The organism is Maritalea sp., from assembly GCF_051251695.1.
GTDB lineage: Bacteria > Pseudomonadota > Alphaproteobacteria > Rhizobiales > Devosiaceae > Maritalea.
Genome location: NZ_JBPOEU010000014.1, coordinates 13,772 through 30,334, shown reverse-complemented (window position 1 = coordinate 30,334; position 16,563 = coordinate 13,772). Strand labels below are relative to the sequence as shown.

At 49.6% G+C, this 16,563-nt stretch carries 19 protein-coding genes; 8 read left to right on the top strand and 11 right to left on the bottom strand.

Annotated features, from left to right (window positions below):
• Positions 1 to 58: 58 nt before the first annotated feature.
• Together ACSHWX_RS10130 and ACSHWX_RS10125 are read left to right on the top strand one after the other, a co-directional pair.
• Positions 59 to 847: a lysophospholipid acyltransferase family protein gene (locus ACSHWX_RS10130; RefSeq protein ID WP_435668096.1), complete on the top strand. Its 789-nt coding sequence runs from the start codon at positions 59 to 61 to the stop codon at positions 845 to 847.
• Between the two features lie 131 nt (positions 848 to 978).
• Complete coding sequence (locus ACSHWX_RS10125; RefSeq protein WP_435668095.1) at positions 979 to 1,332, top strand: hypothetical protein; 354 nt, start codon at positions 979 to 981, stop codon at positions 1,330 to 1,332.
• A gap of 10 nt (positions 1,333 to 1,342) precedes the next feature.
• Here the strand turns inward: ACSHWX_RS10125 and ACSHWX_RS10120 are convergent, their stop codons facing one another.
• The gene (locus tag ACSHWX_RS10120) at positions 1,343 to 1,864 is read right to left on the bottom strand and encodes a gamma-glutamylcyclotransferase (RefSeq protein WP_435668094.1); all 522 of its coding nucleotides are present in this window, start codon (positions 1,862 to 1,864) and stop codon (positions 1,343 to 1,345) included.
• 139 nt (positions 1,865 to 2,003) lie between these two features.
• On the opposite strand from ACSHWX_RS10120, the gene ACSHWX_RS10115 reads away from it, so the two are divergent.
• Positions 2,004 to 2,951, top strand: coding sequence for a DUF2125 domain-containing protein (locus ACSHWX_RS10115; protein ID WP_435668093.1), 948 nt, complete (start codon positions 2,004 to 2,006; stop codon positions 2,949 to 2,951).
• Between the two features lie 7 nt (positions 2,952 to 2,958).
• Here the strand turns inward: ACSHWX_RS10115 and ACSHWX_RS10110 are convergent, their stop codons facing one another.
• The 3 genes from ACSHWX_RS10110 to ACSHWX_RS10100 form a co-directional block, all read right to left on the bottom strand.
• Positions 2,959 to 3,891, bottom strand: coding sequence for a prephenate/arogenate dehydrogenase family protein (locus ACSHWX_RS10110; RefSeq protein ID WP_435668092.1), 933 nt, complete (start codon positions 3,889 to 3,891; stop codon positions 2,959 to 2,961).
• Between the two features lie 7 nt (positions 3,892 to 3,898).
• Positions 3,899 to 4,990: a pyridoxal phosphate-dependent aminotransferase gene (locus tag ACSHWX_RS10105; RefSeq protein ID WP_435668091.1), complete on the bottom strand. Its 1,092-nt coding sequence runs from the start codon at positions 4,988 to 4,990 to the stop codon at positions 3,899 to 3,901.
• A gap of 109 nt (positions 4,991 to 5,099) precedes the next feature.
• On the bottom strand, positions 5,100 to 5,840 hold the full coding sequence (locus ACSHWX_RS10100; protein WP_435668090.1) for a class I SAM-dependent methyltransferase: 741 nt from the start codon (positions 5,838 to 5,840) through the stop codon (positions 5,100 to 5,102).
• 97 nt (positions 5,841 to 5,937) lie between these two features.
• Between ACSHWX_RS10100 and gloB the strand changes: the two genes are divergently transcribed.
• Positions 5,938 to 6,702, top strand: a complete 765-nt coding sequence (gene gloB, locus ACSHWX_RS10095; protein WP_435668089.1) for a hydroxyacylglutathione hydrolase — start codon at positions 5,938 to 5,940, stop codon at positions 6,700 to 6,702.
• 134 nt (positions 6,703 to 6,836) lie between these two features.
• Positions 6,837 to 7,112 (top strand): hypothetical protein, encoded by a 276-nt coding sequence (locus tag ACSHWX_RS10090; RefSeq protein ID WP_435668088.1) that lies wholly within the window; start codon positions 6,837 to 6,839, stop codon positions 7,110 to 7,112.
• 12 nt (positions 7,113 to 7,124) lie between these two features.
• Here ACSHWX_RS10090 and fumC read toward each other — a convergent pair whose 3' ends face one another.
• From fumC to rpmF, 3 genes are all read right to left on the bottom strand, one after another.
• Positions 7,125 to 8,516, bottom strand: a complete 1,392-nt coding sequence (gene fumC / locus ACSHWX_RS10085) for a class II fumarate hydratase (RefSeq protein ID WP_435668087.1) — start codon at positions 8,514 to 8,516, stop codon at positions 7,125 to 7,127.
• Positions 8,517 to 8,528: 12 nt separating this feature from the next.
• Positions 8,529 to 8,939, bottom strand: coding sequence for a hypothetical protein (locus ACSHWX_RS10080; protein WP_435668086.1), 411 nt, complete (start codon positions 8,937 to 8,939; stop codon positions 8,529 to 8,531).
• A gap of 128 nt (positions 8,940 to 9,067) precedes the next feature.
• Entirely contained in the window at positions 9,068 to 9,250 is a 183-nt protein-coding gene (rpmF, locus tag ACSHWX_RS10075) for a 50S ribosomal protein L32 (protein ID WP_435668085.1), read from the bottom strand.
• Between the two features lie 216 nt (positions 9,251 to 9,466).
• On the opposite strand from rpmF, the gene ACSHWX_RS10070 reads away from it, so the two are divergent.
• Complete coding sequence (locus tag ACSHWX_RS10070) at positions 9,467 to 10,366, top strand: polyprenyl synthetase family protein (RefSeq protein WP_435668084.1); 900 nt, start codon at positions 9,467 to 9,469, stop codon at positions 10,364 to 10,366.
• Between the two features lie 49 nt (positions 10,367 to 10,415).
• Here ACSHWX_RS10070 and ACSHWX_RS10065 read toward each other — a convergent pair whose 3' ends face one another.
• Genes ACSHWX_RS10065 through ispG form a run of 3 tightly spaced genes read right to left on the bottom strand, consistent with a single transcriptional unit; the run spans position 10,416 to position 12,160 of the window.
• On the bottom strand, positions 10,416 to 10,745 hold the full coding sequence (locus tag ACSHWX_RS10065; protein ID WP_435668188.1) for a GNAT family N-acetyltransferase: 330 nt from the start codon (positions 10,743 to 10,745) through the stop codon (positions 10,416 to 10,418).
• Positions 10,746 to 10,750: 5 nt separating this feature from the next.
• Positions 10,751 to 10,900 (bottom strand): hypothetical protein, encoded by a 150-nt coding sequence (locus ACSHWX_RS10060; protein WP_435668083.1) that lies wholly within the window; start codon positions 10,898 to 10,900, stop codon positions 10,751 to 10,753.
• Positions 10,901 to 10,939: 39 nt separating this feature from the next.
• Positions 10,940 to 12,160 (bottom strand): flavodoxin-dependent (E)-4-hydroxy-3-methylbut-2-enyl-diphosphate synthase, encoded by a 1,221-nt coding sequence (gene ispG, locus ACSHWX_RS10055; RefSeq protein WP_435668082.1) that lies wholly within the window; start codon positions 12,158 to 12,160, stop codon positions 10,940 to 10,942.
• A gap of 151 nt (positions 12,161 to 12,311) precedes the next feature.
• On the opposite strand from ispG, the gene ACSHWX_RS10050 reads away from it, so the two are divergent.
• A complete protein-coding gene (locus ACSHWX_RS10050) occupies positions 12,312 to 12,623 on the top strand; it encodes a YkvA family protein (RefSeq protein WP_435668081.1) in 312 nt (103 codons plus the stop codon).
• A gap of 32 nt (positions 12,624 to 12,655) precedes the next feature.
• Positions 12,656 to 13,030, top strand: coding sequence for a DUF4440 domain-containing protein (locus ACSHWX_RS10045; RefSeq protein WP_435668080.1), 375 nt, complete (start codon positions 12,656 to 12,658; stop codon positions 13,028 to 13,030).
• 62 nt (positions 13,031 to 13,092) lie between these two features.
• On the opposite strand, the gene pyc is transcribed toward ACSHWX_RS10045, so the two are convergent.
• Complete coding sequence (gene pyc / locus ACSHWX_RS10040; RefSeq protein WP_435668079.1) at positions 13,093 to 16,536, bottom strand: pyruvate carboxylase; 3,444 nt, start codon at positions 16,534 to 16,536, stop codon at positions 13,093 to 13,095.
• Positions 16,537 to 16,563 lie beyond the last annotated feature (27 nt).

Below are 16,563 nucleotides of genomic sequence, written 5' to 3'. Positions count from 1 at the left end.
CGCACGATAAAACGACCTGCACGCAATCAGGCACACAACAAAGTTGAAAGTAACCCAGATGATTATCCAAGCTATTCGGTCGCTCATTTTCTACGCGTTCTTTTTTTCTTTGACCGCTGTGCTCGCTATTCCTTTTGGCATTTATTCCCTGTTTGGCCCAAAAATGTCTGGCTGGTGGGTCGTCAAATTCTGGTATGTCGCAAACCTATTTCTGTTGCGATGGATTGTCGGCATCAAAACCGAAATCACCGGTCAGGAAAATCTGCCCGATGGCCCCTTCATCATCGCTTCGAAACACATGTCCGACTGGGACATTTTTGCTTTGCTTGCGGCAACCAATGGTCGACCAACATTCATTGCCAAAAAAGAATTGCTCGACATCCCGTTTTTTGGCTGGTGCATGCAAAATTTCCATACAATTTCAATCGACCGTAAAAATGGTCAATCCGCACTACCGCAAATGGTCAAGCAAGGCAAAGCAGCGGTCGAACGCGGTTGCCGGATCGTTATTTACCCAGAAGGCACCCGTCGCGCGCCCTTGGACGAGCCGCGTTACAAATGGGGATTGGCCAAAATGTATGTGGCTCAAAATGTCCCGGTTGTCCCGGTTGCTGTTACCTCGGGGCTTTACTGGCCCCGCAATTCACTCATTCTTTGGCCGGGCACCGCACGCGCAAAATATATGAAACCCATTCCGGCAGGCCTAAGTATGGAAGAGTTTCACCAAACCATCCAAGAGCGAATTGAGCCTGAAACAACCAAAATGTTGATGCAGGATATCGAGCAAGGAATCGCACGCCCTATCACCCCTGCGCTACAAGCAAGAATTGACGCCCATCGCGCCTAAACCCCTATATATTGACAATTCATCTCCCGTTCACCATATATGTGGTACTTATCCAAATACCCGTTTGACAAAAGAATAGATTTGTTCTATTTTTGTTCTTCTAGGGTATTGGAAAAGAATCGGGGAATGTAATGTCAGAAGCCATTCGACGAATTAGTTTGAACAATTCCGATCAAGCCGCCAAATGGGTGGGCCGAACTGGACGTACCTATACCCTTGTAAAAATTGGCCTCGCCGATCTCAATATGGCTGGCAACCAACTCTGTCTTTTGTCAAAATACACTGAAGGTGGAGAAGATGCTTTGTGGGTAGGAACAGGTGAAAACTTGATCCATGACGAACAGAGCCGCCGGGCCTTTTTAAAATCAGTGCATGTGGCCGACAGTGCTTATGTATTTGAATTGGCTGATAATGAAATGCCCCCCTTGACCATGATCTGGGACTTGGAGGCTGCGCGTCTTTACCCGGAGCGCCGCGCCGCTTAGTGAAGCGGCGTCAATCGCTTTCAATTAAGGCGTCATGAAGCCATTTTAGCGTTTCATCCTTGATCTTCATTTGCGCCAAATGTGCATAAGTATTGATGACATATTCTGGGTTTTTGCCAGAATTGCCAATGCCTTGCCGCACAAGCCGCAATTGATCTTCCCGCGATAGGCGGCCTGCATATTGGCGATGGCTGCGGTCTGCGACAAAAGTCAGCGCGTTCACAACCCGCCCGTCGTCAAGCGTCACTGAACGCCAGCTTTCCTTATAAACATCATTGCCCTGCTCACGCTCACGCAAATAAACATGTGTTTCATCCCAGATCGCATCTTCGACTTCAAAAGCCATCCCCCGACAAGCGCCGCCCCGGTCAAGGCCGAACACCAAACCCGGTCGGTCTTCGGTTCCCCGATGGGTAAATGAATAAATACACAACTGCCTGTGTAATCCGCGCAAAAGACCTTGCCGCGCATCTTTATGCTCAAACCCGGGCCGCCAAATAAGCGAACCATAACCAAAAACCCAGTGACCCATAAATTGACCATATTGATGAGGAATATAAAGTCGAACATGACTTATAATCTTTCCACGCCAGTTCAACAACAACCACTATGTAAAACATGTCGTCCCATATGGGGTGACAAGCAGTTAAACCCGCGCTAGATCATCATCTATGACCAAATTCAAAATACTCATTGCAATCATACTCGTATTGGTTCTCGCTTGGACAGGCGGCTGGTTTTACGGCACCACGCTCATCAGTGAGCAGTTAGATCAGCTCGCATCAACAAATAGCGATCCGCAAATCCGCTGCGACGAGAGATCCATTGTCGGATTTCCGTTCCGCTACGACGTTAACTGCAAAAATGCGACAGTGATAACCGGCGACGAGCAAATTGATGTTGCCAACATCAAAGCAACCGTTCGGATCTATAGCCCAACCCACATAATCGGGTTTGCAGATGCGCCCATCAATTGGCGCAATGAATTTACCGGCAGCCAACGTCAATTGGACTTCACCCAGCTCCAACTTAGCGGACGATTAAACTGGAGCATGGAACTGATGCGCATTTCAGCGATCGCACAGAATTTAAAGTTGGTCGACGATCTGTTAGGTAAGATCGAGCTGGCGAATGCAAAAGCATTTGAAGGCCACCTAATTGCAACGCAAAATGCTGACGCGGGACTGCAAGCTTTCTTTAAAACGGAAGACGCAAATCTTATTGAACTTGGGGTGGAAAACGCCGCCCTCAATATTGAATTTGAAGTTAGTGAACTCAATCGCAATGTAAATAAGTGGCAATATCCAACCATTCTTCGGCAATGGCAAAATGCAGACGGCAAACTTATCATTCACAATATTGATTTCGCTGCAAAAGAAATCCAGTTCACCGCAAATGGTGAGATGTACTTGGACGCACAGGGCCAGCTGAGCGGGAAGGCAACCACCCAATCCAAAGGCTTGGTCGAACTGTTTGATCCAGAAGCGTATGGAATACTTGCGCCGACAATCTTTGGTGTCGCAAACGCAGATGGCGAATATAAATCACTATGGACAGCTAATGCTGGCACCGTAAGCATTGGTGTTGCACCATTGTTTTTCGTGCCAGCGTTATTCTGATTTTAGCTTATTCGTCGCCCGTTTCATCTTCCGGAACGACCACTTGGCGACCAAAATCTGGTGCATCAATTTCTTGACCCGCGTCAATGATTGAACGTCGAATATTGCGGGTGCGGGTGAACAATTCTTCGAGCATTTCCCCGTCGCCAAAACGTACCGCACGCTGCAGCATGGATAAGTCTTCCGAGAAGCGTCCGAGCATTTCCATAACAGCCTCGCGATTGGTCAAAAACACATCGCGCCACATTTCCGGGTCGGACGCAGCAATCCGCGTAAAATCCCGAAAACCACCTGCGGAAAACTTAATCACTTCCGATTTCGTGACGCTCTCCAAATGGTCGGCGGTGCCCACAATATTGTAAGCGATTAGGTGAGGCAAATGGCTGGTAATGGCCAACACCATATCATGATGTTCTGCATCCATAACCTCAACGTCACTGCCCACGGCTTCCCAAAACCGCTGCAGTTTTTCAACGCCGGCATCGCTTGAGCGTTCCGCTGGAGTTAGAATGCACCAACGATTGTCAAACAGTTCGGCGTAACCAGCGCTTGGGCCCGAATTCTCAGAACCTGAAATAGGGTGACCCGGCACAAATTCAACATGATCTGGAAGTAAGTCGGCCAGCGTTTTTACCACATGTCCTTTTACGGAACCCACATCGGTTAAAATGGACTTGGGTGCGAGTGAAGCAGCAATTTGCTCGACGATGGCTTTATACGCACCAACAGGGGTGCATAAGATGACGAGATCTGCATCCTTCACCGCGATCACTGGGTCAGAACTATAATGCGTCCCCAGCCCAAGCTTTTCTGCTTCTTGCAGGTAAGCTTCATTTTTATCCGATATGGAGACTTCTTTGGCCAACTGCCCTCTAGCAATTGCCTGCGCAAGGGATGAACCAATAAGGCCGATCCCGATTATTGCAACTTTGTTGAACATCTTGTCTTCAATTCTTTCGCATGCCGTGCAGCACCTGCATCAGCAATGTCATATCTTTTTCGTGGCCAATTGAAATGCGCAACGCATGAGGCAAACTATAGCTGCCCATTTCTCGCACAACTAAGCCCCTTGCCAGCAGCGCTTCAAATGCATCTTTTGCGGTGTAACCAACTTCGTCGGAGAACTCAGTCAGCACAAAATTGCCTTGGCTCGCTCTCGTACGGAACCAGTTAGACTGCAATTCAGCCACCAACTTGTCGCGCATTCGTTTGTTGTGGGCCTTCAATTTCGCGGTAAATTCCACGTCCCGAACGGCGGCAGTTGCAGCCTTCATCGCAGCGCCATTTACATTAAACGGCCCGCGTAACCGGTTAAACACATCCATAAAATGAGCGGGCCCATAAAGCCAACCAACCCGCAAATTCGCAAGGCCAATTTTGGAGAATGTCCGCGTCATCACAACGTTCTCGTGCGCATCAACAAGGTCAATACCCAACTTATAGTCCGGCGCGTCGACATATTCGGCATATGCCGCGTCGATCACCAACAGAACATGTTTGGGCAACCCGGCATGCAAGCGATCAAGTTCATCCGCCGATAAATAGCTGCCTGTTGGGTTGTTCGGATTGGCAACATAAACAATCTTTGTTTTCTCATTTACCGCAGCCAACATCGCATCAACGTCTGTTTTCAAATCTGTTTCGAGGGCGAAGACGGGGCGCCCGCCTGCCCCACGCGTAACAATCGGGTAAACCAAAAAACCGAATTGGGACATCACTGCTTCGTCACCCGGCTGAAGATATAGCTGGGCAATCAAATGAAGCAATTCGTCTGAGCCGGACCCAACACCAATCCGATTGGGATCAAGACCATGTACCTCACCAATTGCTTTACGCAATTCGCTCGTCGATCCGTCCGGATAAATCGCTAAATCGCCGCTATGATATCGATAAGCCTCGATGGCTTTTGGGCTTGCGCCCAATGGCGATTCGTTTGCAGACAATTTAATTGGCTCAATGCCCGGCGCGGCTTTGGATTTGCCCGGCACATAAGCAGCGATTTCCAATATGGATGGATTAACCTGAGGACGGTCTGACACTATTCCTGCTCGTTTTGTTTGAGTTGTATTTGCAGCGCTGCACCTTAATGAGGACACCACCAAAGCGCAAAGCAAACCCACCGATTTTGGTTCGATTTATGCGAATTGCTTAACTGGCGTTGTTTGGATATGCAGGCTGGGGCGCAAATTCTGGAAAATTCACCAAACGCCGGGTCTGGCGTTTTCTCGTGACCGCTGGAAACATTTCTTTACGGGCACGCACCACCATAACCCCTGAAAAGGCTGGCCCCGCTAGTCGACCGATGCCTTCGAACAATCGCGCAAACTTTAACACCGGGCCAAAATTACTCGGGGGCAGATAAAGGGCTTCTCGCCAAATCTCAGGCGTGAACGAATGCGCGCGCAATAGTTTACTCAATTGGTTGCGCGAAAACGGATGCCCATGCCCAAATGGGGTATTGTCCCGCTGGGCCCATAGGCCACGACGACGGGGCACAACGATCACCAGCCGAGCACCAGGCGTCGTTATACGCCAAAGCTCCTGCATTAGCTCTTCTGGTTCACGCGCATATTCAAAGAGGTGGTTTGCCACCACTAGATCAACTGCGCTATCGGTAAACGGCAATTCAAGCGGATCCACAAGCGCCGTGCAACATGGCCCCTCTTTGGGCCAAACCTGCGCACCTTGTCTGGCTGGCATAAGAGCCATAACCCGTTCTGCATTTTGCGTCAGCGACTTTAAATAAGGCGTACTAAACCCAAGGCCAACCACCCGCTGCCCGTTTGCGTCTTCAATCAACTCACCCATAACATCTTGAATTAGACGTCGAGATATTCGTCCCAATGGAGAGCGGTAAAATTGCAGCAACTCGTCGATAACAGCAAACATCTGCTTCTACTTTTTAGAACTGAGTGAACCCACACTATGCATTTATGTGCCAACAATTTAAAGTTCGAATTCAATTCGGCAAACCTTAGAGGCAACCATGTTCAAAATTCATCAAATTCCCGCCTTGGAAACAAATTATGCGCTCATTCTTGAATGCACAACAACAAGCGAAGTTGCCCTAATTGATGCGCCTGATGCCGCGCCAATCGTCGATGCCTGCAAAAAATTGGGGTTGGTGCCCACAAAGATATTTATAACCCACCATCATTGGGATCATACTGATGGCATTGCGCCTTTACGCAAACATTTCGATTTAACCGTTTATGGACCCGCTGCCGAAGCGAAACAAATAGACGAGTTGGACGAACTGGTGAAACCAAACGACATACTTGAATTTGGCGCTGGGCATCTCAGGGTCATTTCAACCCCTGGGCACACCTTTGGGCACATCGCCTATTTTCTTGACGAACAACCCACCCTTTTTGCAGGTGATGCATTGTTTTCTCTTGGATGCGGCAGGATGTTTGACGGCCCAGCCGATCAAATGTGGGCAGGGCTTAAACGACTGCGCGTACTTCCTGATGAAACAGATCTTTACTGCGGTCACGAATATACCGCTTCAAATGCCGCCTTCGCCAAAACAATTGACCCTAACAATCAAGTTTTGATTGAGCGCATGCAGGAAATCGACAGGCAACTGAACGCTGGGCAACCCACCTTACCAACAAAAATGTCCATTGAAAAACAGGCCAACCCGTTCTTGCGCGCCGATGAGGCAACACTAGCAAAATCACTCAACTTGGATGGAAACGATCCGGTGGAAACCTTTGCTGCCCTTCGGAAAGCAAAAGACCAGTTTTAACCATTTCCCCGCTTTTCAGGGGTTAAAAGTTAACAAAACCTTTATTCTTGGCACGCTCATTGCAATATAATGGGTGTGAGCCATCCATTCTGTATCATTTTGAAACAATGGCTTGCTTTTAAGCGGAGTGTGTCATGAGTTCGAACCAAAACGAAACAAACCGGGTCAATTCGGAACAAAACTTGCCAATGGTTTTAGAACCAGCCGCACGTCGCACGCGCTATTTTAATGCCAATTACCGCCCAGATGCGTCATTTGTAACCCAAGTGATCGCGGCAAAATCAAATGTGCCAGCTTATCGCCAGAAGCGTCGCGGCAGCACAAATGAAGCACAAAGCGCCTATGCTCAAAACTACCAGCGCAAAATAGTGCGTATGCCCGTTGGCTATTTGCGCACGCTGGACGCATAAGAAAACGCTAATCTAAGTTTTCGGCCCAGTCATTTCTTGTGGTTTAATCGCCGCGTCAAAATCATCACCGCTCATCAAACCCAATTCAATCGCTGACTGACGAAGAGTTAAGCCTGCCTTATGCGCATGTTTGGCGATTTTTGCAGCATTATCATATCCAATATGTGGGTTAAGCGCGGTCACCAGCATCAACGAATTGCTTAAATGCGCATCGATCTGCTCGCGGTTTGGCTCTATGCCTTGAGCGCAATTCTGATTAAAACTATTGATCCCATCAAACAATAAACGCACTGACTGGATGAGATTATAAGCCATCACCGGCTTATAAACATTCAGTTCAAAATTGCCTTGGCTGCCAGCAATCCCCATCGCAGCATCATTGCCCATAACCTGCACACAGACCATGGTTAAAGCCTCGCACTGGGTCGGATTTACCTTGCCCGGCATGATCGACGAACCCGGCTCATTTTCCGGTAAACTCAACTCGCCCAATCCACAACGCGGACCAGACGCTAGCCAGCGCACATCATTGGCGATCTTCATACATGCAACAGCAAGTTGCTTGAGTGCGCCATGGGTACCCACTAGCGCGTCGTGCGCTGCCAGGTAGGCGAATTTATTGTCTGCTGTCCGAAAATCAATATTCGTCAACTCACCAATTTTCGCCGCAACTTTTTGCGCGTAATCGGGATGCGTGTTTAGACCTGTGCCCACTGCCGTTCCGCCCAGCGCCAACTGTTTCATTTGTGGCATTGTCGCTTGAACTGCCGCCAGCGCTAAATCCAATTGAGCCACCCAGCCGCTCATTTCCTGCCCTAGAGTAAGCGGCGTGGCGTCTTGCAAGTGCGTACGGCCAATTTTCACAATGTCGTCAAATGCTTTGGCTTTCCCATCAAGCACATCGCGCAGCTTGATAATCGCTGGCATCAAATGAGTTTCAATCATCTGAACCCCGGCAATATGCATCGCAGTTGGGTAAGTGTCGTTTGAACTTTGTGATTTATTGACATGGTCATTCGGGTGTACCGGGGATTTAGACCCCATCTCACCACCTGCCATTTGAATGGCACGATTTGAGATCACCTCGTTAACATTCATGTTGGATTGCGTACCCGACCCTGTCTGCCAAACAACCAACGGAAAATGACTGTCCAATTTGCCCGCGACAACTTCATCAGCGGCGGCACATATGAGATCTTTAATGTCCCCATCCAAATTTCCCAATTCATGATTGGTCAGCGCGGCGGCTTTTTTCAACACCCCAAACGCATGAATGATTTCAATTGGCATTTGCTCGACGCCAATTTTAAAGTTCATCTTTGAACGAGCAGTTTGCGCGCCGTAATAGGCGTCGACAGGTACTTCAATCTCCCCCATCGAATCGCTTTCAATGCGAAAATTCATGTAACTGACTTCCTATTGATATCCGCCAAAATTGACGTCACGCGAGGCGGAGCGAATTGAAACGGAAAACCCAGCAACCAAATCCACAAGCGACATAGCCATGCAGGTAAAAAATAGCGACGTTGCCGCAGCTGGCACCAACAAAAACTCGACGAGATAAATGATGAATACAAAGGTCGAAAACATATGATCCAAAATGGAGGCGTTGCCCACCTTTGTCGATTTAAGAACTTCAACAAACAACAGGGCTAGCGCAAAAACAACCAGAAGATCACCAACACTCATTGTCCACACCGCACCCGAAGCCATGTCCAATGACATAACCGGTGAGGCCCAACCATTGGCTTTATCGCCCACAATGTCGAAAGCCACCAAATTATAAATGATAAGCGGCAGGGCTAGCAGTGGGATTTTCCAAATCATTGGACGGTCCTTTGATAGATCAATTTGCACCTATCATTTCCCGATTTGCCGAAAGAGGCAAGGCAAACAAAAAAAGCCGCCTCAAAAATGAGACGGCTTCAAAACTATTGTTTAGCAAAAAGTAAGCCTTAAGCTTCTTTCGCTTTCAAGATCTGACGACCACGGTACATGCCAGATTTCAAGTCAACATGGTGCGGACGACGCAGTTCGCCGCTATCCTTGTCTTCTACATATGTGTTTGGTTTCAACGCATCAGCAGAGCGACGGTGACCGCGCTTCATGCCAGATATTTTACTTTTTGGTACAGCCATTTAATCTCTCCATTCAACAAAAACGCCCCTCACCATTTTACAACGTCGGGGCCGCTCAAGCATCAAATACTTCGTTTGTTGGGCGGGTATATACGACTTTAATGCCCCATTGGCCAGTAAAAAATGCGCAATTCCCATTTGTTGAAAATCCATTCAATCACAGCTAGAACCATTAGGCCAGTTCTTAGACCCGAATGCCGCATTGAAAGCCCAACCATGTCCCTTGATGACGCCGTTAAATCTTGTGCTCACGCAATAGAACATTTCCTTGATTCTGAACTGAGCACTACCGGATTATCAACGCCTTACGCCGCACCCGACCGATTGGTGGGGGCTGTTCGACATGGCGCATTGAACGGTGGCAAACGGCTACGTCCATTACTGGTTAAACTGAGCGCGGACCTCATCGGAAAGACCAATGGCGATCTCATACGCGCAGGCGCAGCGCTAGAATATGTGCATTGCTATTCGCTCGTGCATGACGATTTACCCGATATGGATGACGATGAATTGCGCCGCGGCCAGCCAACCGTTCACGTAGCTTATGATCCAGCAACAGCGATTCTCGCGGGGGACAGTCTGCTCACCCATGCCTTCGGCTTATTGGCAGACCCGCTTACGCACCCAGACTCCAACATCCGCACCCAGTTAATCACTGAACTTGTACACGGCGCAGGCGTTGGCGGTATGGCAGGCGGCCAAATGCGCGACATTGAAGGCGAACGCCAAGGCTATGATCCTGAAACCATTTCGCTGATTCACGCCATGAAAACCGGCGCACTGATCCGCGCCTCCGTGCGCATGGGTGCCATCATGGCCCAAGCAACCAGTGACCAACTCGCGGCCTTAACAAAATTTGCGGAAGCGGCCGGACGCATTTATCAAATGTCTGACGATATTCTGGACGCCACCAAAACGTCTCAAGAATTGGGTAAAACTGCAGGCAAGGATGCAGCGCAAGGCAAATCTACGCTTATTGCAACTCATGGGCTAGACCATGCGCAAACCGTTTTAGATAATGAATTGCAAAATGCGCTCACACTATTGGCAAACTTTGATGACCGCGCAAATTTGATGCGGGAGTTGGTAACCTACTTCGCCAGAAGAGAGGCCTAGAAACCTACTGACGAAAACTGAAATAAGGACAAAGCGCGAGCTCTATACTTTAACGAGCTGCATTCCCAAATCTGCGCACAACTGGATGATCCAGCAGCTTTTCCAACGCAATCGAGAAAGCAAAACCCTTTTCATTTTCTTGGACAATTTCAAATCCAAGTTTTTGGTGAAAATTTACAGAAAGCGCATTGGTTTTATAAACGTGGCTTTCGACGCGTTGAAGATTTCCAGTATCGATATGGCCCAACAGACCAATTATCAATCGGCCCATGGTTTTAGCCGTGCGGTGGGTTGGTAAAATCGAAAAGCCCCCGACAAACCAACAATCATCTTTTGCCCAGATATATCCATATGCGATCAGCTCATCTTGCCGCCATATGGGTGTTATTTTTGCCTGCCAAAACGTGATTTAACAGCTTGATAGTGCGCCTCTCTTTCAAATTTAACACCCGCCGCTTCCGTATGGTCCTTAAGCAGCACCATATCCAGATCGACAATTGCATTTATAAGATCAGATTGAGCTAAACTATCCATTTTTCAACAATCGTTTGATTTGTGTTTTGACGGCTTAGATCAACCACCAAACCGACCTTCAATATAGTCAGCCACCATCACCTTAAAATCATCGGCAATGTTCGGACCGCGCAAGGTCTTGGCTTTTTCCCCATCAATGAAAACCGGAGCAGCTGGGGTTTCGCCTGTACCGGGCAAGGATATGCCGATATCCGCGTGTTTTGATTCGCCTGGCCCGTTCACAATACAACCCATCACAGCGACGCTCATCGCCTCAACGCCCGGATATTTCTCCCGCCAGATCGGCATGGACACATTGAGGTGATCCTGAATATCTTTCGCCAATTGTTGAAACACCGTCGACGTCGTGCGTCCACAGCCTGGACACGCGGTAACGACTGGCAAAAATTGCCGAAAACCCATGGTCTGCAAGAGTTGTTGAGCAACCTCAACTTCCAGACACCGGTCGCCGCCCGGTTCCGGGGTCAGGGAAATGCGGATCGTATCACCAATCCCTTGTTGCAATAAAATCCCAAGCGCCGCGGATGAAGCCACGATGCCTTTCGCGCCCATCCCCGCTTCGGTAAGCCCCAAATGCAGGGCATAATCACAACGAGAAGCCAAATCTGCATAAACATCAATCAAATGCTGCACGTTGGAAACCTTAGTCGACAGGATAATTTTATCGCGCCCCATGCCCAATTCTTCGGCTCGTTCCGCGCTGAGCAGAGCCGATTGAATAATCGCCTCACGTTGCACCCGCGCTGCACTCCAGGGGGAGCCATTATTGGCATTATCATCCATCAATTTGGTCAAAAGCTCTTGGTCGAGCGAGCCCCAATTGACGCCAATGCGCACCGGCTTGTCATATTTGTTGGCAATTTCAATCATTTGAGAAAACTGCGTGTCGCGTTTGGCTTTAAAGCCCACATTACCTGGATTGATCCGATATTTAGCCAACGCCTCAGCACATGCTGGATGGTCGGACAAAAGCTTATGACCAATATAATGGAAATCACCGACCAACGGCACGTCGATATCCAAAAGCATCAACCGGTCGCGAATGTGAGGGACGGCCGCAGCGGCCTCGTCGCGATCCACCGTAATGCGCACAATTTCTGATCCGGCACGGGCCAAGTCGGCAACTTGTTCAACCGTTTTTTCAATATCCGCTGTGTCGGTATTGGTCATGGATTGCACAACCACTGGCGCGTCACCGCCTACTTTGACGTTGCCAACCATCACCCCAACGGCATTTCTGCGCTCAATCAGACCGGACATAAATCTCTCCTCAATTGCTCAAAGCATATAAGCGCAATATGGCATCCACGCAACCAAAGGGCTGCAGACTTGAAAATGCGGCCATTTGACCTATCTATAAGTAAGGCCGCGCTTAGTTGCTAAGCTCTGCCGTTTGAGAAGGGAGCTCCATATGATCGTGACAAGACTAATTCGGTTCAGACGAGAAATCGTCACCCTATGGCATGCATTTTGGAACCCGCTCACACCCACTTATTTAAAAGTGCTCACGGTTCTGACCGTACTTTATGTGGTCAGCCCACTTGACCTTATCACCGACCTCATTCCCGTTATTGGCTGGGTTGATGATGTGATCATCGTCTCGTTTGCAGTATCCTGGATTGTCTCGCGCTTGCCGCGCATCGTGCATCATACCCAAAAACCCGAGCGCGCCCGCCAATCTGGGCAGGAAAAAATCATCGAGGGTAAAAAACGGCTTAGGTAGATGTTTGGACATTTTGAATTGCGAAATTGGGTATGAACAGCGACAACATGCTGCTGCTTGAACTCAAACAGTGTGAAACAAATGTTTGGGACGCGCTTGTGGCAGGGGATATGGAAGCCGACAGCGCCGCCCTGCATCAAAGTTTTCTCGGTGTATATGCCAGCGGGTTCTCCCCCAAATCTCATCATGTGAACCAGCTGGAAAACGGGCCAACCATCAAATCGTTCGCGCTTAGTGACTTGCAGGCTCGTCACTTAGGCGATGACCACGCCCTCTTGTCTTATCGGGCTGACTTCACCCGAGCGCATCGCGACGAGCAAGAAACAATGTATGTCAGCTCCATCTGGCAACGTACACAGAACGGCTGGATCAACATTTTCAGCCAAGACACACCGGCTGCAGATTAATCGCGCATAAGAAAAGCCGCCCTTTTCAAGGCGGCTTTATTATTGTTCAGGCAGCGTATTGCTTACCCCTCAAACCGAACCAGCAAATCTTTCGCATCGATCTGGTTGCCTGGTTGTACATGCACTTCAGCAACGACACCGTCGATTTCGGCGTGAATGGCGGTTTCCATTTTCATCGCTTCGATCGAAAGCAGCACATCACCGGCGGTCACTTCTTGACCCGGTTTAACCGCCAAAGTGGAAACAACGCCCGGCATCGGTGCGCCGACATGTAGCGCATTGCCCAGTTCAGCTTTTGGCCGTGTTACAATTTCGCTGGCCATCGACCGGTCTGGCACCGACACAGAACGCGGCTGACCATTAAGTTCAAAGAATACCCGCACCATGCCCTTTTCGTTTGGCTTGGATTGGCCAACCAATTGCACAACCATGGTTTTGCCTTTGGCCAGATCAACCAAGACCTCGTCGCCTGCCTCCAAACCATAAAAATACACTGGTGTCGGCAACACAGATGTGGGGCCATAAGTATCTTGGGCTGACATGTAATCCACAAACACTTTAGGGTACATCAAGTAAGAAGCCAATTGGAAATCATCGATCGGATGTCCAACTAATTCTTCGGCTTCTTTGCGCTTGGCTTCCAAATCAACGGGTTCAAGATAGGCGCCGGGGCGTTTGGCCAATGGCTTTTTGCCTTTGAGCACTTTTGCCTGCAACTCTTTCGGGAACCCACCCGGAGGCTGACCCAGATCGCCGGTAAAGAACCCAATTACAGATTCGGGGAACGCGACTTCACGTTCGGGGTCTTCAACATCAGCGCGGTTAAGCCCTGACGAAACCATCGAAAGCGCCATATCGCCAACCACTTTGGAGGACGGTGTCACTTTAACAATGTCGCCGAACATTTGGTTCACGTCCGCATAGGTTTGCGCTACTTCGTGCCAGCGCGATTCAAGCCCTAATGAACGGGCCTGTTCTTTAAGGTTGGTGAATTGACCCCCGGGCATCTCGTGCAAATAAACTTCAGACGCGCCAGAACGCAAATCGCTTTCAAACGCCCGATATTGGGTGCGAACCGCTTCCCAATAAAACGAAATCTCGCGGATCGTTTTGGCGTTCAGTTCTGGATCGCGCTCCGTACCGCGCAACGCTGCCACCAACGAACCCAAGCAAGGCTGCGATGTGGTGCCAGAAAACGCATCCATTGCCGCATCAACCGCATCAACGCCCGCATCAACCGCCGCCAATACCGTGGCCGCCGCAACACCTGAAGTATCATGCGTATGGAAATGGATCGGCAAACCAATCTCTTCCTTCAAGGTCGAAATCAGCTTTTTCGCCGCTGCTGGTTTAAGCAACCCAGCCATATCCTTAAGACCAAGAACATGCGCGCCTGCCGCTTCAAGTTCTTTGGCCAAACCAACATAATATTTCAGATCATATTTGGCCCGATCCGGATCAAGCATATCACCGGTGTAACAAATCACGCCTTCACAGACTTTGTTGGCTTCCAGCACCGCATCCATCGAGACGCGCATGTTCTCCACCCAGTTCAGGCAATCAAATACGCGGAAAATGTCGATACCGCCTTTTGCGGCCTGCTCTACAAAATATTTGACCACGTTGTCTGCGTAATTGGTGTACCCAACCCCGTTGGAGCCACGCAGCAACATTTGCGTCAAAATGTTTGGCGCTTCTTCGCGAATGGTTGCCAAGCGTTCCCAAGGGTCTTCGGTAAGGAACCGCATGGACACATCAAATGTCGCGCCACCCCAGCACTCAAGTGAGAATAAATTCGGCATACCATGCGAATATGCCTTAGCAATTTGCACGATATCGTGGGTCCGCATCCGTGTCGCCAAAAGGCTTTGGTGCCCATCGCGCATGGTCGTATCGGTGAACAAAACCCGCTTTTGCGCCTTCATCCAATCCGCCAGACCTTTTGGCCCTTCGCGCTCAAGAATTTGTCGCGACCCTTCCAAAACGGTGGGCGGTTCAAATGTCGGCACTTTTGGCGCCGCGGCTTCTGCCGGCGGCACCGGCCGATTTTTAACTTCGGGATGCGCGTTAACAGAAACATCCGCCACATAAGTCAAAAGTTTCGTCGCCCGGTCACGACGTTTGGGGAAATGGAACAGCTCCGGCGTATTGTCGATAAACCGCGTCGTGTAAGTGTTATCCAAAAACTTTGGATGGGTGATGATGTTCTCAAGGAAATTCAGATTTGTCGTCACCCCGCGAATACGGAACTCGCGCAACGCCCGGTCCATCCGCGCGATCGCTTCTTCTGGTGTTTGTGCCCAACAGGTCACTTTTTCCAAAAGCGGATCATAATAGCGCGTGATGACTGCCCCCGAATAGGCTGTGCCCCCATCAAGACGCACGCCAAAACCTGTCGCCCCGCGATAGGCAGTAATGCGGCCATAATCTGGAATGAAGTTTTCTTCGGGGTCTTCCGTTGTCACTCGACATTGAAGGGCATGCCCATGGAGCTTTATGTCTTTTTGGACCGGCACACCGCTATCCGCGTCGCCGATTTTCTTGCCTTCAGCGATCCGAATTTGAGCTTTGACAATATCAATGCCCGTCACTTCTTCAGTAACCGTATGCTCAACCTGAATGCGCGGGTTTACTTCGATGAAGTAGAATTCATCACTGTCGGCATCCATCAAAAACTCAACAGTGCCCGCACCGCGATAACCAGTTGAAGACCCCAATTGAATGGCCGCTCCGGTCAAAGCCTCGCGTATTTCTTCGGTCAGATACGGAGCTGGAGCTCGCTCCACGACTTTTTGATTGCGCCGTTGCACCGAACAATCCCGCTCGAACAAATGCACGAGGTTGCCATGGCTGTCGCCAATCAGTTGAACTTCAACATGCCGAGCGCGTTCCACCAGCTTTTCGAAATACATTTCGTCTTTGCCAAATGCCGCTTTTGATTCGCGTTTGGCTTCGGGCACTTCTGCGCGAACTGCAGCTTCATCACGAATGGTGCGCATGCCGCGGCCACCGCCGCCCCAGCTGGCCTTGAGCATCAGCGGGAAACCGACCTCTTTTGCCATCCGCACAACTTCGTCCATATCGTCCGGCAGCGGTGTCGTTGCAGGCACCACCGGCACACCGCTTTCAACCGCGATATTGCGAGCAGCAACCTTGTTGCCCAACGCCCGCATGGTCTCGGCTTTTGGACCAATGAAGATGATACCAGCCGCTTCACACGCGTCGACAAACTCTGGACTTTCGGACAGCAAACCATAACCCGGGTGAATGGCGTCAGCACCCGACAATTTGGCGATGCGAATATATTCATCAATCTGCAAATAAGCTTCCACCGGGCCAAGACCCTTGCCGATCAAATATGCCTCGTCCGCCTTAAATCGATGCAATGCTAATTTGTCTTCATCAGCAAAAACGGCGACCGTTTTAATACCCATTTCATTGGCCGCGCGGAACACGCGGATGGCAATTTCACTTCGATTGGCAACGAGGATTTTCTTGATCTTCATGGACAGATTGATCCTTTTAATTCTTCG